The following is a 22,178-nucleotide window of genomic DNA, read 5'->3' on the forward strand; positions in this document are numbered from 1 at the left end:
GGTTATCGCACAGCAAGGTGAATTCCGGCTGCCCAAAGCAGAATGGATAACCCATGATTGAAATAAAAGAGGTCCCTGGACGCTTCAGTTGCGCGTCCAAGGCCCTCTTTGCCTGATTAAAACTATAGTTGTAATGCCTGAAATTATCTTACGATAGAGTGGATCGGATGGCCAAGAGCTACTTCAGCAGCTTCCATCGCGATTTCACCCAATGTCGGATGGCCATGGATGGTCAGAGCGATATCTTCTACAGTCGCACCCATTTCAATTGCAAGACCCATCTCGGCAATCAGGTTGGAAGCTTCAATACCGGCAATTTGTGCGCCCAGTACAAGACCGTTATCTGCATCGGATACGATTTTGACGAAGCCTTCTGTTGCATTCAGGGATAATGCGCGGCCGTTGATGTTGAACGGGAAGCGTCCAACTTTAACGTTATGGCCTTTATCTTTTGCTTCCTGCTCGCTGTAACCTACGCTAGCGCACTCCGGATCGGAGAAGACTACCAGCGGGATGCATTTGTAATCGACTTTGCTCGGTTGCCCGGCAATAGCTTCAGCAGCAACTTTAGCTTCGTAGGAAGCTTTGTGCGCCAGAGCAGGTCCGGCAACGATATCGCCGATTGCATAGATATGCGGAATGCTGGTACGGCCTTGATCATCAACTTCAATGAATCCGCGGTCGGTCATTTTGATGTTGATCAGATCCAGACCCAGCTCCCCGTCTGTATTTGGACGGCGTCCAACAGTTACGAGCAGGTAATCTGCTGTAACTTGCTTGTCTTCGCCGTTAACCGAGTACGTAACGGTAACATCGTTGTCTGTTTGCTCAGCGCTTTTCGCTTGAGCGCCAGTAACGATTTCCACGCCTTGGCTTTTCAGTTTTTTGGTTACCAGTTTGGACATTTCAGCGTCGAATCCGGCCAGAATGGAATCTGTACCTTCAATGACCGTTACTTTGGAGCCAAACTTGGAGTACATTTGGCCAAGCTCGATTCCGATATAGCCGCCGCCGATAACAACGAGGCTCTTCGGAATTTCAGGCAGGGACAATGCACCTGTGGAGGACATGATGCGTCCGCCAAACGGGAATGCTTTCAGCTCGATCGGACGGGAACCAGTCGCGATGATGCAGTTTTTGAAGCGGTAACGCGGAGCTTCCTGATCATTGAACACGCGCGCTTCATTTTCATTGATGAACATTACTTCACCATTGAAATACTGCACTTTGTTTCCTTTCAGCAGCGCGCCAACGCCGCCGGTAAGCTTCTTGACAACACCGTTTTTGAACTCTTGAACTTTGCTGAAATCAACCGATACGTTCTCCGCTTTGATACCGAGCGCTTCCCCGTGGGAAGCAGCCTCGAATTGGTGCGCAGCAGAGATAAGCGCCTTGGAAGGAATACAGCCGACGTTTAAGCACACGCCGCCCACATATTCCTTGTCTACGATCAGAACAGATTGGCCAAGCTGTGAAGCGCGGATCGCTGCGGTGTAACCGCCAGGTCCTGCACCAATTACCAGTGTGTCAATATCCAGTGAAGCGTCTCCTACTACCATACCCTTACACCTCCATTACAAGCAGCTCAGGGTCAGCGAGCAGCTGCTTGATGTAGTTCATAAAGTTTTGAGCTGTAGCGCCGTCAATCAGACGGTGGTCGAAGCTTAAGGAAAGAGCCATAACAGGTGCTGCTACGATTTGGCCGTTCTTCACAACAGCCTTCTCGGAAATGCGTCCCGTTCCCAGGATAGCAACCTCAGGGAAGTTGATAACCGGAGTAAAGAACATACCGCCAGCGGAGCCGATGTTTGTGATCGTCATCGTGCTGCCCTTCAGTTCATGAGGAGCAAGCTTGCCGTCGCGGCCGCGGGTTGCCAGATCCTTGATTTCATTACCGATCATCCAGATGCTCTTGCGGTCAGCATCTTGAACGACAGGAACGATCAGGCCGTTATCTGTATCTGCTGCGATACCGATGTTGTAGTATTTGCGCAGTACGATTTCCTGGTTAGCCTCATCCAGTGTCGCATTCATGATCGGGAACTCGCGCAGTGCAGCAACGAGTGCCTTGACGATGAATGGCAGGTAAGTCAGCTTAACGCCCTTCTTCTCAGCCAGCGGTTTCGCTTTTGTACGAAGCTCAACAAGCTGGGTTACATCGACTTCATCCATCAATGTAACGTGAGGAGCCGTGTATACCGATTTGGACATTGCGCCCGCGATAATTTTGCGGATGCCTTTGAACGGTACACGCTCTTCCGGACGGTCGCCTGTTTGGACAGGTGCTGCCGGTGCAGACTTGGATTCTGCTTTTGCTGCCGGAGCTGCTTCTGCAGATGCAGATGTTGCTCCTCCTGCTGCGATTTGGTCCACATCTTCACGGGTAATACGGTTGTTTTTGCCGGAGCCTGTAACGCCAGCCAGTGCTACACCCTTCTCACGCGCATATTTGCGAACGCTTGGTGTAGCCAAAACCAGGCCGGCAGCTTCAGCTGGAGCGCTTTGCGCTGCCGCAGGCGCTGCTGGAGCCGCTTCTGCTTTTTCTTCTGCTTTCGCTGCAGGAGCTGCTTCTTCCTGGTGAGCAGGTGCTGCCTGCTCAGGCACATCGCCTTCAGCATCGATAATCGCAACGATCTCGCCAACGTGACATACCTGTCCGTCCTTGACCAGAACTTCCTGCACCTTACCGTTTACCGGACAAGGCACCTCTACGATCGCCTTGTCATTTTGTACTTCCATGATGATATCTTCGTCTGTTACTGTGTCGCCCGCTTTGATATGCACTTTAATAATTTCACCTTCGTGCAATCCTTCGCCGAGCTCAGGAAAACGATACTCAAATTTTGCCACCTTGGGTTCCCTCCTTACTGATCAATTAAAACTCCAAAACTTTGTTGACTGCTGTAATGATGCGGGCCGGAGATGGCAACCAGGCATCTTCAATTTGAGCGAACGGATATACGGTATCCGGACCTGCAACGCGAAGCACAGGAGCTTCCAGGTGCAGAATTGCTTTTTCATTGATTTGGGCAATGATTTCCGCAGCGGCGCCGGAAGTTTTTTGTGCTTCCTGTACGACGATCGCACGGTTTGTTTTTTGGATCGAAGCTACGATTGTATCGATATCCAGCGGCAGCAGTGTGCGCAGGTCGATAACCTCAGCCTTGATGCCTTTGGTTTTTTCCAGCTCGTCAGCTGCCTTAACAGCTGTGTGTACCATCATGCCGTAAGCGATGATGGTAACATCACTGCCTTCACGAACGATATTTGCTTTGCCGATTGGCACCGTGTAATCCTCTTCAGGCACATCTGCACGGAAAGCATGGTACAAGTTCAGGTGCTCCATGAAGAATACAGGGTCATTGTCACGGATAGCCGAGATCATCAGACCTTTTGCATCGTATGGATTGGATGGAACGATAACTTTGATACCCGGAGTCTGAATTGCCAGACCTTCCAGGGAATCTGTATGCAGTTCAGCCGCTTTAACGCCGCCCCCGAAAGGTGTTCTGAACACGATTGGAGAGTTGTAACGTCCGCCGGAGCGGTAGCGCATGCGCGCAGCTTGTATGAACATTTGGTCAAGCGCTTCATATATGAAACCGACAAACTGGATTTCCGCAACCGGGCGGAATCCTTGTGTACCCATACCCACAGCAAGACCGGCAATTGCGGACTCAGCAAGCGGCGTATCAAATACGCGGTCTTCGCCGAATTCTGCCTGCAAACCTTCTGTTGCGCGGAATACACCGCCGACTTTACCTACGTCTTCCCCGAAAACAAGTACATTCGGGTCTTTTCTCAGTTCCACGCGCATCGCGTCGCGGATCGCTTCTTTCATATTCATTTGAGCCATGATGACGGTTCCCCCTTATTCAAAATCGGCCTTTTGTTCTTCTAAATGCTGCGGCGTTGTTTCAAACATCGTATCAATCAGGCCGGCAACAGTCATTTTCTCTGTCGCTTCCGCTTTCTTGATGTGCTCGTTAACAGTCGCCTTTGCCTCTTCCTTCACGCGGGCGGTATCTTCATCCGACCAGAGGCCTTTTGCTTCCAAAAACTTGCCGAAACGAACAAGCGGGTCCTTCAGAGCCCATTCTGCTTCTTCATCTTTCGTGCGGTATTTGCTTGTGTCATCCGCCATGGAGTGCGGACGGAAACGGTAAGTCAAAATTTCGATCAGTGTTGCGCCTTCGCCATTGCGTCCGCGCTCTGCAGCCTCAGCTACCGCTTTGTATACAGCAAGCACGTCCATGCCGTCTACTTGAACACCCTTGATACCGGCAGCAATCGCTTTGTGAGCGATCGATGGAGCAGCCGTCTGTTTCTCAAATGGCGTTGTAATCGCGTAACCGTTATTTTGAACTGCATAAATTACAGGCAACTTGAATACGCCGGCAAAGTTCAGGCCTTCATAGAAATCGCCCTCAGAGGAGCCGCCGTCACCCGTATAAGTAATCGCAACGCGCTTCTCGCCGCGTTTTTTGAATGCCATACCAAGTCCGGTCGCATGCAGGATTTGAGCGCCGATAATGATCTGTGGCATCAATACGTTAACATCCTCAGGAATTTGACCGCCATGCTGATGTCCGCGGGAGTACAGGAATGCCTGATACAGCGGCAGACCATGCCATACGAGCTGTGGCATATCGCGGTAGCCCGGACACACATAGTCTTCTTTGTTCAATGCATATTCGCTTCCTACCATAGAAGCTTCTTGTCCGGAAACCGGCGCGTAGAAGCCCAGACGTCCTTGACGGCCGAGATTGACTGCGCGCTCGTCCCAAGTACGGGTAAATACCATACGGTACATAATTTCTTTCAGTTGATCATCGCTAAGTTCCGGCATCAAATCCGGATTAATAATTTCCCCTTCAGGAGACAGAATAGAAAGCGGTGTTACCGGCTCTGTCTGAACCTCATAAGGAACCTTGGTCATGAACGTTCACCCCAATAAAGATATTTGAATATCAGATAAAGCTGTTATAGAATTATTATAAACCTGTTTAGCAAGAATGGTCAAAAGAAAAATCGAAAAAAGTGTTATTTTATCTTATTTCTTCGATCCTCAGACACATTTTTGTTTGTAATACAGATTTGAAAATAATATAGTACAGATTGGTACAACTGCGGGGAAAAGACTGTTACAAAGCCGATTCCCTCCTATTGTTTACCCATATCTTCAGAAAACCATGCAAGAAAAGGAGAAAAGATAAATGAGCGACTACTTGAAACGGACAATTGTCAAAGAAACCGTTCCCTCCCGGTATCTTCCAGAGGGGCAGCGGGAGCTGCGTATTTTTCTTCCGCCGGGCTATAATGAAATTTTAAGTTATCCGGTGGTTTATTGTCAGGACGGCGAGGATTTCTTTAATTTCGGCCGGATTGCAACCCAGGCCAACAAGCTGATTCTTGAGGAGGACATGGAGCCCTTTATCATTGTAGGGGTTGATGTAGACAAACAGAAACGCACAGCCGAGTATGCACCGGACGGCGACCGCCATGATTCTTATGTAAAATTCTTCGTTGAGGAAATGATTCCTTACATCTCTTCACGCTATTCTGTCCGGAATGAAGCGGATCAAATCATTCTCGCCGGCGATTCGCTGGGCGCAACAGCAGGACTTCATATTGCCCTGCAATATCCGCGGCGCTTCGCTACTCTTATTTCGTTCTCCGGGGCCTATTATCCTGCTTCCCAAGAGATCGTGAAGGGATATTCCGGCTCGCTGGAGTGGCTGAGCATGTTCATGTCCGTCGGCCTGCAGGAGACTGCCTATGAGACAGACCGCGGCGTTTTCGACTTTGTTGCGCTGAACCGGAGCATGAAGCCCCTGATGGAGGAGAAGGGCGCCAAGCTCCATTATTCGGAGCGGGACGGCCTTCACCAATGGGGCTTTTGGCAGAAGCAGGTTCCCGAAGCGTTGCATTGGGCTATGCAGCCAGCTCGGATTTGACCTTGTCCAGAAGCCGTTTGCAGCCGGACTCCACCAGTTCGTACACTTCATCGAAGTTATCCGTATAGTACGGGTCCGGCACATCGGAAAAACCGCGCTCAGGCAGCAGATCCATAAATTTCATCGTCTGGGCTTGAACGGACTGCTGTTCAGGCAGCCACTTTTTTACATCAAGCTCATTTTGACTATCCATACAAATAATATAATCAAACTGTTCATAATCATCCGTTTTCACCTGGCGGGCCTTCATGCCCTCATAGCCGATGCCCTGGCTGTCCAGGAGCTTCCTGGTACCCGCATGCGGAGGCTTGCCAAGATGCCAGTCCCCGGTTCCGGCCGAGTCGACCTTAATCTGGCCCGCCAGACCTTCTTTTTCTACCAGATTGCGAAATACGGCCTCGGCCATCGGCGACCGGCATATATTCCCCAAGCAAACAAACAATACCCGTTTCATGGTGTTGCCCCTTTCAAATTGTGTAGTAAACGGTTTTATGATTTCCCATTATTCGAAGTCGCGGCAGCCTGCTTCAGCGATCGGCGAGGCAATTTCCACTTGTAATGGACAGAAAGCATCCGAAAGATAATAATCAGTACAAATAGTCCCAGCAGCTGCCACGTTGCCGTAGCCCACCCCATACCGATGAGGACGCCTCCCAACATCGCCCAGACGGCATAAATTTCATCCCTCAGCACGAGCGGCTTTCGTCCGGCAAGCAAGTCACGGATAATACCGCCCCCGATTCCCGTAAGCATGGCTGCCACAATAACCGCACTCAGCGGTACCTTCATGCTTGTTGCGGCCAGCGCCCCCTGGATGGCAAAGGCGGACAGGCCAATGGCATCAAACAGCGCCTCGCTGCGACGCCAGCGGTGAATCCAGCCGACAGGCAGCAGGAAAGCAATCAGGACTGAAATAATGGCGGTTTTCAAAAACAGGCCCTGGCTCCATAATGTTGTAATCGGCATCCCGATGAGCACATTCCTCACGACACCTCCGCCAAAAGCCGTCACCAGTCCAAGCACAAATACACCCAGAATATCGTACTCTTCTTCCATCGCCACAATCGCCCCGCTCACCGCAAAAGCAATGGTGCCGATAATGCTGAACCAACTGAAGATATCTAAATCCACGACCCGACTCCCCCGTTTTCCCCTTCTATCTATAAGTTGAACAATTGACTTTAGGTCAGGGCCGCCGTGTGAAAGGTTCCTCCGATCGCTGTTGTTCCCGGATTTCTTGAATGAAAGACAGGTATGGGAAAAATCCGGGAACAAAGGCGACCGCTTCGCTTCTCCAGAATCCTTTCACACTCTGGCTATCCGGCCTCCGTTTTTTTGTTCAACTTATATAGCACCATTTACATTGTGTCAAACGGTGTCTTTTCATGTCTTTTCCCATTGTAGCGGCGCCCCATCATTCACGCAACCCATAAACAAATCTCTGATTGGAATTTTGTTCAAGTACCGCTAAAATAGAAGAGTTACGACTCGCACCACGTATCTAATCAACATGAAAAGTAAAGGATGAAGAAATTGAACAAGAAAGGACATCTCTCATTGGCATTGGCTGCCGGCTCAATGGCTGTCTATACCAATCCCTCCTATTCGCTGTCTGACTGGGATCAGACCCTTGCCGCGCTGCTCCTTGCGGCCTGTGCAGGCATCGGCGGACTGGCTCCGGATATCGATCATAAAACAAGCACAGCGAGCAAAACGATTCAATTTTCCGCACGCAAGCGAAAAAGTTTCCGTTCCGCATCAGGCGCATGCTTTACAGTTGGCCTTGTTCTTACGATTGTCTGGCTTGCAGCCAAACTGAACTGGGTAGCCTGGGATACCTGGCTTGATCCGCTCTGGTCCCCGTATGCGCTCACAGCCGCAGCAATCGGGCCATTTTTGCTTGGCGGAGGACTTGTATTCCTTATGCTGTCCAGACTGCGCAATCTCGTACTGATAGCCGGAGGAGCCGGACTATTGGCAGCGGCTTATCTAAATGAGTGGCACTGGATCGCCTCATTCGCCGGGATCGCCATGCTGCTGCTCCCGCTTGTGAAGCACCGCGGCATTATACATACACCCGAATTCGCGATTGCCCTGACAATCGGGCTTCTCTCATTTGCAGGACAGCAGCCGGAGCTTGTACAAGCGGCCATTACCGGATTTATAATCGGCTGGTGGACACATCTGGCTGGCGATTGCTTCGGGAGCGAGGGCATTCATTTACTGATTATCCCCAAGCTCAAGCTTGCCATGCATCTGTTCTCTAACGGCAGTGCCACAGAGAAGCTGGTCATCGGCATCTGCACACTATGCATTACTATTGTCTGGTTTTTGCTTGTTCTCGGTATTGAGCCTGTTTCGCTAACTGCCGAAAATCGGCTTCAATCAGTCCCGGCACAAACGTCCATAACAGCAACAACGGCATTAAACCGATCAGACGAGGTGTAATCCATGCAAAAGAAAATTGTTATTTTCACAGGCGGCCGTCTGGGTCATTGGGCAATGTCCTGCCTCGCCGGTGCCTCCTATATTATCGGGGCAGACAGCGGTGCGTTGTTTCTGGTCCGTAACGGCGTCACTCCGGATCTGTCTATTGGCGACTTTGATTCCGTCACCCCGGCAGAGCTGGAGGTGATTAAAAGCAGCAGCAAGCAAATTTTAACTTGCGACGACTTTGACAAGGATTACACGGATACCGAGCTTGCCTTCCTGAAAGCAGCTGAATTGAATCCTTCTGAAATCATTATAGCGGGTGCGCTTGGCACGCGTTTTGACCATTCGCTGGCAAATGTGCATTTGCTCGTTCAGGCTGCCGCAGCCGGAATTAATGCCGCCATCGCAGATGAGTATAATGAGATTAGGCTTGTTACAGACGAGCTTGCAGTGAGCAAAGGGAAGTACCCCACACTTTCCCTGCTCCCCTTATCCGAAAAGGTGACGGGCATCAATCTGACAGGGTTTAGATACCCGCTTCACAATGCTGCCCTCGAGATGGGCCAGTCGCTCGGCATCAGCAATGTAGTTGAAGCAGAGACGGGACATATCTCCATCTCCGGCGGCAAGCTGCTTGTGATACAAAGCAGAGATTAATCAAGCCGAGTCTGTATAAAAGGAGTCTGATAATCGTGAACGAACCGAAAAAACGGATTGATGGCAAGGCCCTGTATGCATGGCGGCTGGCAGCTTGGGTATCCGCTGCCGTATATTTCGTCATTGTTGCTGCTCTTGTGGTGCTGACCTGGAAATTCGGGTGGCCATGGTGGATAGCTGCTGCCGCAGCCGGTGCTGCGATACTCGCAGCGATTATTGAAATCATGATTCTTCCAAGACTTCATTATGAGCAGTGGCGATATGAAATCCTGGAAGAGGAGATCGAGCTTCGCCACGGTATTTTCATTCGCAAGCGGACAACGATCCCTATGCTCCGCATTCAGCATGTCGATACCAAACAAGGACCGTTCTTGCGAAAATACGGCTTGGCCACCGTATCCTTCGCGACCGCAGCCGGGAGTCATGAAATCCCTGCACTGACACAACAGGATGCCGAATCGGTCCGAAATCAGATTGCCGCGCTGGCGAGGGTGTCCGATGAAGAACTATAATCCGGAAACTCAGCGTACAGACACGTCTCCAGTCAAACAAAGGCTGCATATCGTCTCCCTTATCTTTTTTATAGGCGGCGCCGTTAAAAATTTCATTTATCCGTTAGCCGCTTTGCTAATTAGCTACTTCGTTCGCAATGGCATTGAAGGAATATGGAGCAGCGGCATTATTGCATTGGCAGCGCTGCTTATTATTGTCGCCGGCTATATCAGCTGGCTGCGGTTCACCTATTCTGTTCAAGACGGCATGGTAAATATTGAGAGCGGAGTTTTTGTCCGCAAAAATGTGTGGGTATCCAGTGACCGTGTACAGTCGGTTGATCTTACAGCAGGTGTGCTGCACCGAATGTTCGGCATCTTAAAACTGCAAATTCAAACTGCTGGAGGAAATCAAGCTGAGGTCATCCTCAATGGCATCAGCAAGGCCGAGAGCAACCGAATCCAGGAGGCGCTTCTCCGCAAAACTCAGCCTGATGTTCATGCAGCGGCAAATACCGAAGAACCGGTGGTTCAAGCCCCGGCCGAACAGGGCGCGAATGCGAGACCTGATGCGGATGAAAAGCTACAGCTTACCGGACGGAACTTGTTCATTTACAGCATTACTTCCGGCACAATCGGCATCGTGCTTGCTGTAATAGGCGCAGCCTATTCCCAGCTTCACAAGTGGCTGAATCAGGCTTTGGACCTTGACCATATGACCTGGGAGCAGTTGACTCTGTGGAAAGGGACACTGTTTGCGGCAGGACTGCTGCTGGCGGCGTGGATTATTGCTGTATTTATTACGATTCAAAAAGAATACGGCTTTACCTTGGAGCGGACTGGGGGCCGGCTTAAGATGGAGCGCGGCTTGCTGGAGCGCAAGGAAGTCAGTATTAAGCTGAGGCGGATTCAAGCCATTCAACTGCAAAAAAACCTGCTTCGCAGGCCATTCGGCTTTGTCAGTGTCTATGCCGTCATTGCCGGGTACTCGGGAAAAGATGACAAGTCTGCTCTACTCTTTCCATTAATTCGTGAACAGGAGCTGGATGCATTTTTACAACGGTTTGTACCGCATCTTAAAGTCAGCCAGGATTGGGAGACCTTATCCGGGAAAGCGCTCACCAGCTATCTCTGGCCTTCTCTGCTCGTTTCGGCATTGATAACAGGATTGACACTGTCGCTTCTCCCCGGGCCTTGGATATGGCTGGCGCTCGCACTCTCTGCCTTGATGCTGTTATATTCCTGGCTTCAATACAAGGAAACAGCCTGGAGCATTCAAGGAGACCAGCTTGCAATTCGTTACGGCGCCTTCAACCGTTGCCAGGCACTTGTCCCGAAGCGGAAAATTCAATGGCATTCAACGTCCCAGCATTTTTTCCAACGGCGCAAACAGCTCGCATCCCTCAAGGTCGCACTTCCGTCAGGCAAAGGGGCTGCCAAGTATTCGATTCTTCACCTGCCCGAAGAGACCGCCATACAGCTTAAACAATGGATTACTCAACGTCACGGATAGAAGATGTCAAAATAAAAAGGTATCCCGCAGCTAACCATTAGCAGGCGGGATACCTTTAATTTTACGACTAAAGCGGCGTGCAAGTTGAATGTTCATTCAAACTGCAAGACAAATATCAGAACACAAGCGGTGTTCCGTCCAGGAACGAATAAGTCATTCCTGTTTTTGCAAATGTCACCTCTTCAGGCAGCTCATATTCACGGCTTAAATCAAGATCATGTGACAAATGGGTAAAGATGCTCGTCTTGGGCTGAATGACGGATAACAGCTCCAGCGCCTCTGTAACATCGTAGACAGACCTCGTTTCGATCGGGAACGGCTCCTTGTAGAAGCTGGTACCGAGAATCAGCAATTCCAGGCCATACAACGGCTGAAGCTGCTCCTCTGTTAAAGATATGGCATCCGAGCAATAGGCCCAGGCTGTGCCCGTCTGATCGTGGTCAAAGCGGAAAGCAAACGAATAGCCGTTTTTCCCGTGATTCACCTGCCAGCTTGTCACCTTCCAATGCCCCATATGAAAGCCCTGATCGAGGGAGTGGAAATCGAGCGAACGGTTCAGCCAAGGGAAACGGCCTGAAATCTCATCCAGCACAATCTGAGGCGCATAGAGCTGTCCTTTCTTTTTCAGCCAGCGGCACGCATCCGCCCACTCGACGATCCCGCCAATGTGATCAAAATGCGCATGGGTAATGAGAACACGATTCACATCACGAAGGCCCGCCAGTTCCATCTGCCTTCCAAAATCCGGACCGCAATCGATGAGCGTGTCACCGCTCGCCTTGTCACAAACATGGAGAGAAGAGCGCAGTCTGCGGTTTACCCCTCTGCTTCTTGCTTCCTGGCATACACCGCAGTCACAATATGTCCTTGGCACACCCATGGCGTCCCCTGTTCCTAAAAACGTAAGTCTTGTCATGAACGACAGCCATCCTTTACAGCGGCAAGAGCGCGATTTCGTTTTTGATTTTTAGCCCGTCCATCATATCCATCCACGCCTGCGGTTTATTGGGCAGAGCGGAATAATATTCTGTAAGGAAATTATAGACAAGCTCTGCCGGCAAGCCTGCCAGATCATCATCAGCGGACAGGAAGCTCAAATTCAGCCCTGATACCGCTTCGCCCAGATGATCCCAGGAAGGATGCACATAGCTGAAGTCCAGCTTGCGGTATCCAATATGCGACAGCACTTCTCTTCTGACATACGGATTCATTGGTGTCACTCCGCCGAATGTGTGCTCAACCTCATAAGGATCATAGATTTCTGCAAACATTCCGATCGGCTCGGTGCCCGACTCCGAGGCAAGACGCTGAATATCCTTTTCCCGCTTTTTGAGCAGGAAGCGGCCTACGCCAAGCCCCGGCTTGCCGATAATCGTGAAGTCAGTCATCGCTGTTCTAAAATGAGGATAATAACGGTATTCGGTAGCCCCGACAACCTCACCGTCTACAATGGCCACGTATACATGAATGCCCGGGTCCTGGATCGGCTCCTCCCAAAGGCTGTATTCCAGCACTTCCTCGGGCGGGAACACTTCTTGCATCAGACGGTGCATTTGGGGGAAATAAGGGTCTTGAATGGAGCTAATGCGATAGTAATCCATCCTGTCATTCTTCCTTTCTATCTATATTTATGAAGGGATTGACCCATTGCATAAGTGCGCCATAGTGACCTGACTCTTCATCCTCAAGGTAGTTTTCAGCCACACCAACCGGTGTCCGGCCGCAGCGGAGCAGGAAGCTTACGACAGGGTCCTTCCAGATGCCTGTCACGACATGTTCCAGGTATTGGCCGGCCGAAGCTTCATGCGCATGCCGGTGATAGCCGGGCATACGCCCGCCCCCAAGCAATCGGGCGCATTGCAAGTGCACCACAACTTCGTACATGGATTGCATGAGCCACTTTCCGATTCCCGCCTTGCGGAATGCCGGAACCACACATATATCGACGACATAAAGCGTATTCCCTGACGGGTCATGATTTCTTATGTATCCATGATCCGTGATCGCTTCCCACGAGTGCTGCCCTTGAAGCTGGTCATCCCCAACGCGCAATGCCGTCATTGAGCCGATAAGCCTGCCGTCAGCCTCAGCACAGAGCGCTCCCTCCGGAAAAAGATTCACATGCTGCTGAAGCTGTTCATGCTTCCACCACAACTCGGACGGAAACGGCGGCGGGAAACTTTCCTGCTGAATAGCGATCATCTGGCCGAAGTCCTGCTCCGTGTAATTGCGGATGACGATTCGGACCGGCTTTTGCTCCAAAAAAACGTAAAGCTCTTTCCGCATGAAGCATCAGCCCCCTTCCGGGTTCAATTATTTCATTACCAGTCCGGATAAAGATCCGTTCTGCGGTCGCGCCATGTCGTTACGGAGCCGCTCTGCCGCACCTGCTCCAGAAGTTCCACATTCAAATCACCCACGACCAGCATATCTCCGTTAATCTCGCCTTCAGCAATAATACCGGCTGGCGGGAAAGGAATATCATTCGGTGAAATAAGAGCAGCCTGGCCATAATTTGCCCGCATAAAATCAACCTTGCGAAGCGACCCTACAGTTCCGGTCGTCACGATATAAACTTGATTCTCAACCGCACGTGCGTGACAGCAATACCGGACACGGTAAAAACCATGGCGGTCATCCGTACACGAAGGGCAAAAGATAACATCCGCACCTTTGGCTCTTGCCATCCGGACAATTTCCGGAAATTCAATATCATAGCAGGTCAGCATGGCAATCGTGCCGTATCTGGTCTCGAACACCTCCAGCCCGTCTCCGGGCGTCATGTTCCATTCCTGGACTTCAGTCGGCGTCATATGAAGTTTCGCCTGTGTATCGATCCGCCCGTCAGGGTGGAACAAGAAGGCTGTATTGCGAAGACCTGTTCCGGTCTGAATGACATGCGTGCCTCCAATTATGTATAGATCATATTGCTGTGCCAGTCCGGACATAAGAGCTGTATAGGCTTCAGTGAAATCCGGCAGCCTTTCAATAGGCAACGATTCCTGGCTCTCATCTCCAATGGAGAGCAGCTGTGTCGTCATAAATTCGGGAAACAGTACAAATTGCACCCCATATTCCAGTGCATTTTTCACATAATGGGTGACCTGATGCCCAAATTCGGAAAAAGAGGAAATATCCTTTAGCTCATATTGTACTGCCGCTGCGCGAAAAGTCATATAAATCTCCTCTCATTTTACATTAAAAAATTCTCATTCAATTCTAATAATAATGCTGAAACCTGTGCCAAATCAAATAATTTTCTCTCTTTGTTATAAATTAGGGAATGAGATCTTTGTTATAGTGAATACGACGAAAGAACTACAAGATATTCATATCTGGAGGGATTTATTCGTGCTAAAGACCCAAATCATACGAACAGTCATCAGCGCAGGTCTATGCGCAGCAATCGGATTCTCAGCACTGAGCATTGCCGGACAAGCCCCGGCAGCTTATGCAGCCACTTCTGCTTCGGCCAAGGCCGATAAAATAATTGCGACAGGAAAAAAATATCTGGGTGTACGCTATGTATTTGGCGCTCCGTCAGGAAGCACCAAATCCTTCGACTGCTCATCCTTTACCCAATACATTTATAAACAGATCGGTGTTTCTCTGCCCCGTTCATCCAAATCACAAGCAACCGAGGGCATTTCTGTAAAAAAGGCCAATCTGAAAAAGGGCGACCTTGTCTTTTTCACTGTGCCTTCACGAGGCAAATCCATTGGCCATGTAGCAGTTTATACAGGCAATAATAAAATTCTTCATACGTACGGCAAGGGAGGCGTTACATTCTCCAATTTGAATGCTCCGACTTGGAAAAAAAATTACGTCACAGCCCGCAGAGTTATTTCCTAGACCCATACAGCAGTCATTGCTGCTGATTTCCGGTTTTCGTATCCGCTACAATCAAATTTAAATAAGCAGAGTTACAATTGACCGGCTGGCAGGCCGGTCAATTGTTTTTTTTCGGGAACTGAAGCACAATTGTCGTCCCCTGATTCGGTTTGCTGAATACATCAATATGGCCGTTATGCAGCTCAACGATCCGTTTGGCAATTGACAGTCCGAGACCAACCCCGCCAGTTGCCCTGCTCCGCGCCCCGTCCACCCGGTAGAAGCGCTCGAACAAATGAGGAATCTCCTGTTCAGGGATACCAATCCCTTTGTCCTTCACATCAATACGAACGGAGTTCTTATTGGAGCTGACCGTAATTGAAATCGGTTCCTTGCTGTATTTGATTGCATTATCAAGCAAAATGACAAATAGCTGGCGAATCTTGTCCTTGTCCGCCACAATCGTAACCCCATTGCGTTCAGACTGGACGCGGATCGTACGCTGGAAGGTTGTGTTCAGCATCCCTGCCAGCTCATCAATGACCTTCACCACATCAAAGCTGCTCAGCCTCAGCCAGTCTTCCTGTTCCGCCTCAGCCAGCACCAGCATCGATTTGGTCAGGTTTTGCAGACGCTGCGCTTCATTGGAGATCGCTTCAATCGCCTCGTCCCGTACCTTCTCATCATCCCGGCCCCAACGCTTGAGCATTCCGGCATAGCTGGAGATTACCGTCAGCGGCGTCTTGAGCTCATGAGAGGCATCCGCTACAAACCGCTTCTGTCGTTCAAAGGTGCGCTCCAGCCGCTCAATCATCTGGTTGAACGCCCGGATTAACTGCTGAAGCTCAGCCGATTCCTCGGAGCTGCTAAGCTCAATTTGCCGCAGCTTCCCGCTCCGGTCAATCTCCCGCATCGTCTGTACCATATGAGAGATCGGGGCAAGCAGCCTGGACGTAAACCAGTAGGTGCCGAATATCGCGAACAGCACTGCCCCTAGACTCGTGACAACAAGGGCACCGACAAGAATTTGCAGATAACTGTCCAGAACATTGAGCTTGCGCACAATTTCCAGCATGCCGGTCAAATTCATATTTTTGTCGTACAGCGGCACCCTCAAGTAAACGACACGCTTGCCCCCGTAATTGTCAATGCCGGACGAATTGTTCCAGCTAAAGCTTACCGGGATCGACAACAGCTCCTCATCCGAGCCGATCTGGTTAATAACGTTGCCGGTGGAACTGACAATCCGGATCATCTCGTTCACATTGTAAAATTCACTTAGCAAGTGAGGATCGTCCAGGGACGACATTTGCTGAATCCGCTTGTTTTCAAGCAGCAGATTCACCTTGTTCATCAGCAATTGTTCCTCACTGCGTGATGTAATCTTAATAACGTAAAAATAAACGAAAATGTTAAACAGAATCAAAATAAAAATCAACCAGAAAATCGTAAATAAAGTAAACCTTTTCCGAAGTGTCATTATTCCTGCTCCTTGAGCATGTATCCAACTCCGCGTACAGTATGAATCAGTTTGTAACGGAAGCCTTTATCAATTTTCTGGCGCAGATAGCGGATATACACATCGACCAGGTTTGTCTCCCCGATAAAGTCATATCCCCATACCTCGGACAGAATCTCCTCCCTGGATTTCTCCTGGTTCTTGTTCTCGGCAAGGAAAATAAGCAGCTCAAATTCCCTTGGCGTCAGCTCAATCGGCACTTCTTTGCGGAATACTTTGCGGGTTCGCAGCTCGATCGTCAGCTCGGCCACTTTCAATACATCAGCTCCGCCGTCCTCCTTGCTCTTCTGCTGGAAAATCCGCAGCAGGTTCCGCACGCGCGCCAGCAGCTCTTCCATGGCAAACGGCTTCGTAATATAATCATTGGCGCCATGTTCAAAGCCGCTGACCTTGTCGGGGACCGTGTCTCTTGCGGTAAGCAATATAATCGGAATCTGGTTGCCGTTGTTGCGCAGACGACGCAGCACCTCGATGCCGTTCAACTCTGGCAGCATTACATCCAGAAGCATCAAATCCCAATTCCCTGAGGCTGCCATCTCCAGCCCTTGGCGTCCATTTTCCGCTCTCCCCACTGTATATCCCTCGTGCTCCAGTTCAAGCTGCAATACACGAGCAATACTGTCTTCATCCTCAACGACCAGCAATCGGTCCTGTTCCATATGTTAATCACCTAATTTCAACAAGTTGCATACAGACGCGCTAAAACTAGCGGCATTTGAACAGCCTGCCCGCGGCAAATCCAAGCCTGTAATAAATTTATGATAAAGAACAAGCAGGCGAATTGCAAGTCAGCAAAGCCTCATAGCTTCCATACCCGACCTGACTTGCATGATTGTTCCTGATTTAGCTTTGATTTTGAAGAGAATAGCGCTTAATATCCAAGTATTGGTTACTCTTTGCATTACTTCGCCGGTCCATTGTTCAACCAATCGAAAAAAACAGACTGAATACTAGCCCGCGGTCTGATTAATGCTGCAATACTTGATTCAGCACAGCCTGCAGCGCCAGTTGCAGCTCCCGATGCCAGCCTGAATGGCCGGTCGCCCATTCCCCTTCCCAAAGACACTGCGCCCATGCAGCAGGCGGTAGAAGCGGCACGCACGCCAGCGGCGGAGAAGACAGCAAACCCAGCCAATCGCTGCGCTGAGGGAATTGCATGTCTTTGTTTGCTATCCAGCCTGTACGCAGACCGTGGCGGCTTCTTCCTTCTGCTATTCTTGAATAGCCCTTAATCGTATCCGGCTCCCATTTGGATATCCAGGGATCAGCAGCAAACAGGAGAAGGTCAGCCCCATCAAGCAGGGCTGCACATTCGGGATTGCGCCAATGCCGGGAAATATCAATCAGGATCGCATCAGCAGCTCTGTTCTGATGATCCAGCAGCCGCTCAAGCCTGGAGGACGCATCCCGGGCATCCCGCCCGCTATAGCCAAGCGTGTACCATCGTGTAGAACGGTCCTTCCACAGCTCATAGCCTAGCGGCTCTGCCAGCTCTCCAAGCCGCCCCTTTTCCGGCTGTCCCGCAAATGCAAGCAGGGTCCGCCATTCGGGTGTGTGCAGCGGGTGCTCCATTGCAGTGCACACGTTCCCCCTTTCTTGCAACAGCTTCGCCAATGTAAGCGTGATAAAGGTGGCGCCTGATCCTTGCCCAATCGAGGCGAGTACAATTTTCTTCCCGGACTGTTTTGGACCAAATGAGCAGCCGTGAACACCGGGAAGCCTCATGCTGCTGCGCTGAATCGCAATCAGTGATCCGCATACTTCCGCAGCTGATGCCGGTCGATGTTCCGGATTTGGCGCCAGCATCTGTGCAATCAGACCGGCCAACTCCGGAAGCTGCTTGAGCATTACAGATGATGAAGAGACAATTGAACCGGAAGCATAGATCTGACCGGATACCAAATAATAGAGCAGTGCTCCCAGCCCGAAAATATCGGTACGCGCATCTGTCTGGGCTCCGCCGCTCTGCTCCGGTGCTGCAAATCCAGGTGTTCCCAGCCACTGGGTATCCTCAGCCGCCCCCCGGCGAAAGGAGCGCGCGATACCGAAATCAATCAGTTTGATGCGCTCTTCTGTCTCCATCATAATGTTGGAGGGCTTCAAATCGCGATGAATGACAGGCGGTGTCTGCCGGTGCAAATAGTCGAGCACCCCGCCAAGCTGAATCGCAATCGATAGCAGTACTGACGCCGCCAGGGGCAGCCCCTGCTCATTGCAATATTCGCGGAGCGTACAACCCTGAATAAACTCCGTAACCAGCACAGCCTCCCTGCCTTCATCCCAATCGAAATAATCGGCTACCGCGGGCAAGCATGGATGATACAGCTTCATCAGTAGCCTCGCCTCCTGCAGATGGCCTGTTGCTCCCGGCGGCTTTATCATGCGCTTGAGCGCCCACTTTTTTCCCGGCAGGCGCATATCCTCTGCCATGTAGACCGTCCCCATACCGCCCTGGCCGGCAATGCCTGCAATTTTATAACGTTCATTTACGAGCATGCCCTCTTTCCATGCTGTATTCATATTCTTCCTCCCCAGTTATACAAGCGTAAACGGCTCTGACGTCCTTCGACTGACAAAAGCTTCGTTTCGTGCAGAAAAAAAAGCACCCTGAACCGCGGCACATAAGCGCCTTGGTTCGGGATGCTTTCCCGTTCATTTATTTTTTGGCTGAAAGTACCTTCGCGGCCCGGTACTAACGTTTTTCCAAAAGCAGCGTAATTTCATCACGATTATGGAATAACTGTTTGGCTTTGCGGATTTCAAACACTTCCTGCAGCTTCTGCATGACATCGCGTATCGTCTGCAGCGGCTTGCGGTGCATCAGCTTGACCGTAATAATTGCATACCCGCCGCTTGCGAGTGCATCGCTTAAATCAAGCACCAGCTTGCACATCTGCATTGGGCTCCAGCTCATATCACATACGAGCAGATCAAACGAATCCGGAGAGAATTTGACCTCAGAGGCATTCTTTTTGAGATAAGTCAGCCTCCTGTTCGAAATGAGCGAAGGATGCAGCTCTGCCGGATCGATTGCCGTCACCTGCAGCCCGCGCTCCAGCAACAGCGATGTCCAGCCGCCGGGTGCCGCTCCAATATCGAGCGCATGGCTGTAATGGGCCAGATTGAGTCCGAAGGTCCGCTCTGCTTCAAGCAGCTTGAACTTGGCGCGGGAAACTTGACTCTCCTCCCGCTGGAAGCGTACAGCTCCGCCCGGCCAGTCGGACAACAGCTCACGCGGTGTGCCCCAGCCGATCAGCAGGCTGTCTTTGGATGCATAGAGGGATAAAATTTGCTCCGGCTGCTGGAGTGAAGACTCGCTATCGATCTCCGTGAGCACTGCATCTACTATAGCCTTCGTATCTGCTGCTGAATAAGAGAACGGACTGTTCTCCACCCGCCGGAGATGAACCGCTGTCCGTTTCCCTTCAAATACCTTGCGAGCATGGCGGACAATGTCAGTCAATTCCTGCAAGTCATCGGTATCTCCCGTAATCGGCATGGTCCGGTCGACAGGTTGAAGATGCCGCAGAAAGATTGGTTCGTTCCTCGCGATGTCCGTAAAAACCTGCTCCCGGTCCCCTGGAACCTCAAAACTGAACACTTCTCCGCTGCTGAGCTGCTGAAATTTAATGTCCGTAAATAAACGTCTCAGTTCCTCCATCGCATAGGAGGCAAATCCGTGGTTGGCCGTTCCAATCCAACGGCTCACAGGTTGTCACCCTGGCTGCGGACACGAATCCATGGCCGTTCATGCCCCCATTCAACCTCAATCGGCAAGTCATACGCATGGCTCAGAAGTTCACTGGTAACAACTTCATGCTTCGGTCCCGCTGCGGCCACCTTGCCCTCATGGATGAGCGCCACATGTGTAAACAGCGGAGTAATTTCCTCAATATGATGCGTAACGTAAATGGCGGTCATATTTTGCTGGCTGAGCCGGTTCAGCTCCTTAAGGAACTTCTCCCGCTCATACAAATCCAGCCCTGCGCAAGGCTCGTCCATAATAAGAAGCTTCGGATTCGCCATCAGGGAACGGGCCAGAAGCACTTTCTTGCGCTCACCCTGTGACAAAGAGCCGAGCGGCTGATGCATCAGATGGCCAAGTCCCATGCCTTCCAGCTGCTGCTGGGCCTGAACTTTCACCTCTTGCGGAATTTCCTGGTAAAATCGCAAAAACGCAAACGCGCCCGTTGCCACAACTTCCCAGACTGTGTCCGCAAGCGTCAGCTTCTCAAGAAGCGATTGGCTGATATAGCCAATTTCCTTGCGTATTTCGCGGACATCACACTGGCCGAAGCGATTGCCCAGCACATCCACTGTGCCTGAACTTGGAAACATGTAGCCGGTAATCATTTCAAGCAATGTCGTTTTTCCCGAACCGTTTTTTCCGAGAATGACCCAGTGCTCCCCCGGATTGATATCAATGGTCACACCATCCAGAATCACGCGCTCACCACGGCGCAAATACAGATTATTCAAATGAATCATTTCTTTTCCCCACCTTTTATCCATAAACGCGTCAGCTTTCAACGCGGCTGGCTCATTCTCTCCTGCCGCCCTAAGCTCACGTCTTTATTCATTCGTTGTCCTCTCTCTCCCTGAAACGGCTGAGAGCCTCTTTTGCATCTGCCATCGGGCCAAAATGCAAAATGACATCTGCAGGAGCATGCTCGGAGAGATACTGGTACATCTGCATTTTACCTGCGGGACTTGAGGTATGTAAATAGACTTCCTTCGGATATCGGCCAGTCTCTACAATATGACGGACTACCTCAATGCCTGTCGGCTCTCCCCAACCCAAATCGAAATCCAGGGATAAAATACCGATCTCTTCCTCATCAACCAACAGATTGCATTCCTTCACATTCAGCGCCAGCACGAATCCCTCCGGACATCGTCTGTAGTCATCCAGATACAGATGAATCATGGCAGCCCCTCCTCTACTCCAACCAGTGTTTCAACAGCCTGATTTGATCGCTATGGGTCCCGTCCTGGTCCTTGCGGGTTTCCAGCACAACCGGAATGGCCTGAAGCTCAGGAAGCTTCAGAAACGCGCTCAGCCCCTCTTCGCCAATGCAGCCCTCTCCAACTGCCGCATGCCGGTCCCGTCGTGAACCCGAAGGGTAGACAGAATCGTTCATATGAACGGCAGCCAAATGCTCCATATAGCCAAGTTTGCGGGCATGTTTCGCAAAGCTGAGATTCTCCGGTTCACTCCACACCCCGCTGGCGAACAGATGACAGGTATCCAGGCAGAAGGCAATTTTCTCCGGGTAACGGGCCAGACTGCGGATTTGCACCAGCTCCTCGAAGGTCGTACCCATCAGGGCGTGATCTCCGGCCTGATTCTCAATAAGCAGCTTGGCCTTGCCCTGCCATGCAGACAGTGTCTTGTCCAAACATTGAATGATATTTTTATAACCTTGCAGAGGGTCCTTGCCCTTGTAAATGCCAAAATGAACGACAACGCCCACAGAACCGCACATTTCTGCAATTTCCAGATCATTAATCAGAGAGGCCGCAGTTTGATCCTGCTGGGCCGGATCTTCGGAAGCCAGATTCGTCGGATAAGGCGAATGGGCAATGGAGAACAGTCCATTATCCCTGCAAAACAACGCACACCGCGCGGCGTCCGCACGATTAACCGTTTTGACAACAAGACTGCGCGGATTTTTCGGGAAATATTGAAATGAGCTCCCGCCTTGTGCCAGCGCTGCTTTTGCTGCCTCCAAATACCCTTTGCTTATACTGACATGGCTGCCGAATCGCGGCATGTT

Annotated in this window: 23 protein-coding genes; 6 read left to right on the forward strand and 17 right to left on the reverse strand. The window is 50.8% G+C overall.

The genetic code is table 11. From position 1 onward, the window contains the following. Positions 1-143 precede the first annotated feature (143 nt). From lpdA to pdhA, 4 genes are read right to left on the reverse strand one after another with little or no spacing between them, the layout of a single operon-like run. Positions 144-1,559 (reverse strand): dihydrolipoyl dehydrogenase, encoded by a 1,416-nt coding sequence (gene lpdA, locus H583_RS0114895; RefSeq protein WP_028561138.1) that lies wholly within the window; start codon positions 1,557-1,559, stop codon positions 144-146. 4 nt (positions 1,560-1,563) lie between these two features. After that, entirely contained in the window at positions 1,564-2,850 is a 1,287-nt protein-coding gene (locus H583_RS0114900; protein WP_028561139.1) for a dihydrolipoamide acetyltransferase family protein, read from the reverse strand. 25 nt (positions 2,851-2,875) lie between these two features. Continuing rightward, complete coding sequence (locus H583_RS0114905) at positions 2,876-3,856, reverse strand: alpha-ketoacid dehydrogenase subunit beta (RefSeq protein ID WP_028561140.1); 981 nt, start codon at positions 3,854-3,856, stop codon at positions 2,876-2,878. 15 nt (positions 3,857-3,871) lie between these two features. Further along, positions 3,872-4,939 carry a pyruvate dehydrogenase (acetyl-transferring) E1 component subunit alpha gene (gene pdhA / locus H583_RS0114910; RefSeq protein ID WP_028561141.1) on the reverse strand — a complete coding sequence of 356 codons (1,068 nt, stop codon included), beginning with the start codon at positions 4,937-4,939 and terminating at the stop codon, positions 3,872-3,874. 277 nt (positions 4,940-5,216) lie between these two features. Between pdhA and H583_RS0114915 the strand changes: the two genes are divergently transcribed. Further along, on the forward strand, positions 5,217-5,957 hold the full coding sequence (locus H583_RS0114915) for an alpha/beta hydrolase (RefSeq protein ID WP_028561142.1): 741 nt from the start codon (positions 5,217-5,219) through the stop codon (positions 5,955-5,957). Here the strand turns inward: H583_RS0114915 and H583_RS0114920 are convergent. Both H583_RS0114920 and H583_RS0114925 read right to left on the reverse strand, forming a co-directional pair. Next, a complete protein-coding gene (locus tag H583_RS0114920; protein WP_028561143.1) occupies positions 5,935-6,411 on the reverse strand; it encodes a low molecular weight protein-tyrosine-phosphatase in 477 nt (158 codons plus the stop codon). The two genes, H583_RS0114915 and H583_RS0114920, sit on opposite strands and share 23 nt — an antisense overlap. Before the next feature lie 35 nt (positions 6,412-6,446). Beyond that, entirely contained in the window at positions 6,447-7,088 is a 642-nt protein-coding gene (locus tag H583_RS0114925) for a trimeric intracellular cation channel family protein (RefSeq protein WP_028561144.1), read from the reverse strand. Positions 7,089-7,490: 402 nt separating this feature from the next. On the opposite strand from H583_RS0114925, the gene H583_RS0114930 reads away from it, so the two are divergent. Genes H583_RS0114930 through H583_RS0114945 form a run of 4 tightly spaced genes read left to right on the forward strand, consistent with a single transcriptional unit; the run spans position 7,491 to position 11,051 of the window. Beyond that, positions 7,491-8,405 carry a metal-dependent hydrolase gene (locus H583_RS0114930; RefSeq protein ID WP_028561145.1) on the forward strand — a complete coding sequence of 305 codons (915 nt, stop codon included), beginning with the start codon at positions 7,491-7,493 and terminating at the stop codon, positions 8,403-8,405. A 3-nt stretch (positions 8,406-8,408) separates the two neighbouring features. Then, positions 8,409-9,047: a thiamine diphosphokinase gene (locus tag H583_RS0114935; protein ID WP_028561146.1), complete on the forward strand. Its 639-nt coding sequence runs from the start codon at positions 8,409-8,411 to the stop codon at positions 9,045-9,047. Between the two features lie 35 nt (positions 9,048-9,082). After that, positions 9,083-9,559 carry a PH domain-containing protein gene (locus H583_RS0114940; protein ID WP_245585923.1) on the forward strand — a complete coding sequence of 159 codons (477 nt, stop codon included), beginning with the start codon at positions 9,083-9,085 and terminating at the stop codon, positions 9,557-9,559. Further along, positions 9,546-11,051, forward strand: coding sequence for a PH domain-containing protein (locus H583_RS0114945; protein ID WP_028561148.1), 1,506 nt, complete (start codon positions 9,546-9,548; stop codon positions 11,049-11,051). Before H583_RS0114940 ends, H583_RS0114945 begins: the two co-directional genes overlap by 14 nt. Positions 11,052-11,166: 115 nt before the next feature. Here H583_RS0114945 and H583_RS0114950 read toward each other — a convergent pair whose 3' ends face one another. Genes H583_RS0114950 through H583_RS0114965 form a run of 4 tightly spaced genes read right to left on the reverse strand, consistent with a single transcriptional unit; the run spans position 11,167 to position 14,227 of the window. Continuing rightward, a complete protein-coding gene (locus H583_RS0114950) occupies positions 11,167-11,967 on the reverse strand; it encodes an MBL fold metallo-hydrolase (protein ID WP_028561149.1) in 801 nt (266 codons plus the stop codon). 16 nt (positions 11,968-11,983) lie between these two features. After that, entirely contained in the window at positions 11,984-12,652 is a 669-nt protein-coding gene (locus H583_RS0114955; RefSeq protein WP_028561150.1) for a GNAT family N-acetyltransferase, read from the reverse strand. Positions 12,653-12,656: 4 nt separating this feature from the next. Beyond that, positions 12,657-13,337, reverse strand: coding sequence for a GNAT family N-acetyltransferase (locus H583_RS0114960; protein WP_028561151.1), 681 nt, complete (start codon positions 13,335-13,337; stop codon positions 12,657-12,659). Between the two features lie 35 nt (positions 13,338-13,372). Next, positions 13,373-14,227 carry a carbon-nitrogen hydrolase family protein gene (locus H583_RS0114965; protein ID WP_028561152.1) on the reverse strand — a complete coding sequence of 285 codons (855 nt, stop codon included), beginning with the start codon at positions 14,225-14,227 and terminating at the stop codon, positions 13,373-13,375. Between the two features lie 175 nt (positions 14,228-14,402). Here H583_RS0114965 and H583_RS0114970 point away from each other — a divergent pair, with 175 nt between their 5' ends. Beyond that, on the forward strand, positions 14,403-14,903 hold the full coding sequence (locus tag H583_RS0114970; protein ID WP_028561153.1) for a C40 family peptidase: 501 nt from the start codon (positions 14,403-14,405) through the stop codon (positions 14,901-14,903). A 97-nt stretch (positions 14,904-15,000) separates the two neighbouring features. On the opposite strand, the gene H583_RS0114975 is transcribed toward H583_RS0114970, so the two are convergent. From H583_RS0114975 to H583_RS0115005, 7 genes are all read right to left on the reverse strand, one after another. Further along, entirely contained in the window at positions 15,001-16,362 is a 1,362-nt protein-coding gene (locus H583_RS0114975; protein WP_028561154.1) for a HAMP domain-containing sensor histidine kinase, read from the reverse strand. After that, the gene (locus tag H583_RS0114980; RefSeq protein ID WP_028561155.1) at positions 16,362-17,060 is read right to left on the reverse strand and encodes a response regulator transcription factor; all 699 of its coding nucleotides are present in this window, start codon (positions 17,058-17,060) and stop codon (positions 16,362-16,364) included. The genes H583_RS0114975 and H583_RS0114980 overlap by 1 nt, the downstream gene beginning before the upstream one ends. A gap of 307 nt (positions 17,061-17,367) precedes the next feature. After that, positions 17,368-18,921 carry a serine/threonine-protein kinase gene (locus H583_RS35375; RefSeq protein ID WP_051236505.1) on the reverse strand — a complete coding sequence of 518 codons (1,554 nt, stop codon included), beginning with the start codon at positions 18,919-18,921 and terminating at the stop codon, positions 17,368-17,370. Between the two features lie 172 nt (positions 18,922-19,093). Continuing rightward, positions 19,094-20,110: a 23S rRNA (cytidine(2498)-2'-O)-methyltransferase RlmM gene (locus H583_RS0114990; RefSeq protein WP_028561156.1), complete on the reverse strand. Its 1,017-nt coding sequence runs from the start codon at positions 20,108-20,110 to the stop codon at positions 19,094-19,096. Then, entirely contained in the window at positions 20,107-20,889 is a 783-nt protein-coding gene (locus H583_RS0114995; protein ID WP_028561157.1) for an ABC transporter ATP-binding protein, read from the reverse strand. Before H583_RS0114995 ends, H583_RS0114990 begins: the two co-directional genes overlap by 4 nt. Before the next feature lie 88 nt (positions 20,890-20,977). Further along, positions 20,978-21,328, reverse strand: coding sequence for a cyclic-phosphate processing receiver domain-containing protein (locus H583_RS0115000; RefSeq protein WP_028561158.1), 351 nt, complete (start codon positions 21,326-21,328; stop codon positions 20,978-20,980). 13 nt (positions 21,329-21,341) lie between these two features. Then, complete coding sequence (locus H583_RS0115005; RefSeq protein ID WP_028561159.1) at positions 21,342-22,175, reverse strand: deoxyribonuclease IV; 834 nt, start codon at positions 22,173-22,175, stop codon at positions 21,342-21,344. Positions 22,176-22,178 lie beyond the last annotated feature (3 nt).

The organism is Paenibacillus pinihumi DSM 23905 = JCM 16419, assembly GCF_000422505.1.
Classification (GTDB): Bacteria; Bacillota; Bacilli; order Paenibacillales; family Paenibacillaceae; genus Paenibacillus_D; species Paenibacillus_D pinihumi.

Bases quoted from the DNA above. Each gene is read 5' to 3' on its own strand.
- lpdA (WP_028561138.1), bottom strand. From the start codon at position 1,559: ATGGTAGTAGGAGACGCTTCACTGGATATTGACACACTGGTAATTGGT.
- H583_RS0114905 (WP_028561140.1), bottom strand. From the start codon at position 3,856: ATGGCTCAAATGAATATGAAAGAAGCGATCCGCGACGCGATGCGCGTG.
- pdhA (WP_028561141.1), bottom strand. From the start codon at position 4,939: ATGACCAAGGTTCCTTATGAGGTTCAGACAGAGCCGGTAACACCGCTT.
- H583_RS0114915 (WP_028561142.1), top strand. From the start codon at position 5,217: ATGAGCGACTACTTGAAACGGACAATTGTCAAAGAAACCGTTCCCTCC.
- H583_RS0114920 (WP_028561143.1), bottom strand. From the start codon at position 6,411: ATGAAACGGGTATTGTTTGTTTGCTTGGGGAATATATGCCGGTCGCCG.
- H583_RS0114935 (WP_028561146.1), top strand. From the start codon at position 8,409: ATGCAAAAGAAAATTGTTATTTTCACAGGCGGCCGTCTGGGTCATTGG.
- H583_RS0114945 (WP_028561148.1), top strand. From the start codon at position 9,546: ATGAAGAACTATAATCCGGAAACTCAGCGTACAGACACGTCTCCAGTC.
- H583_RS0114950 (WP_028561149.1), bottom strand. From the start codon at position 11,967: ATGACAAGACTTACGTTTTTAGGAACAGGGGACGCCATGGGTGTGCCA.
- H583_RS0114955 (WP_028561150.1), bottom strand. From the start codon at position 12,652: ATGGATTACTATCGCATTAGCTCCATTCAAGACCCTTATTTCCCCCAA.
- H583_RS0114960 (WP_028561151.1), bottom strand. From the start codon at position 13,337: ATGCGGAAAGAGCTTTACGTTTTTTTGGAGCAAAAGCCGGTCCGAATC.
- H583_RS0114965 (WP_028561152.1), bottom strand. From the start codon at position 14,227: ATGACTTTTCGCGCAGCGGCAGTACAATATGAGCTAAAGGATATTTCC.
- H583_RS0114975 (WP_028561154.1), bottom strand. From the start codon at position 16,362: ATGACACTTCGGAAAAGGTTTACTTTATTTACGATTTTCTGGTTGATT.
- H583_RS0114980 (WP_028561155.1), bottom strand. From the start codon at position 17,060: ATGGAACAGGACCGATTGCTGGTCGTTGAGGATGAAGACAGTATTGCT.
- H583_RS35375 (WP_051236505.1), bottom strand. From the start codon at position 18,921: ATGAATACAGCATGGAAAGAGGGCATGCTCGTAAATGAACGTTATAAA.
- H583_RS0114995 (WP_028561157.1), bottom strand. From the start codon at position 20,889: ATGATTCATTTGAATAATCTGTATTTGCGCCGTGGTGAGCGCGTGATT.
- H583_RS0115000 (WP_028561158.1), bottom strand. From the start codon at position 21,328: ATGATTCATCTGTATCTGGATGACTACAGACGATGTCCGGAGGGATTC.
- H583_RS0115005 (WP_028561159.1), bottom strand. From the start codon at position 22,175: ATGCCGCGATTCGGCAGCCATGTCAGTATAAGCAAAGGGTATTTGGAG.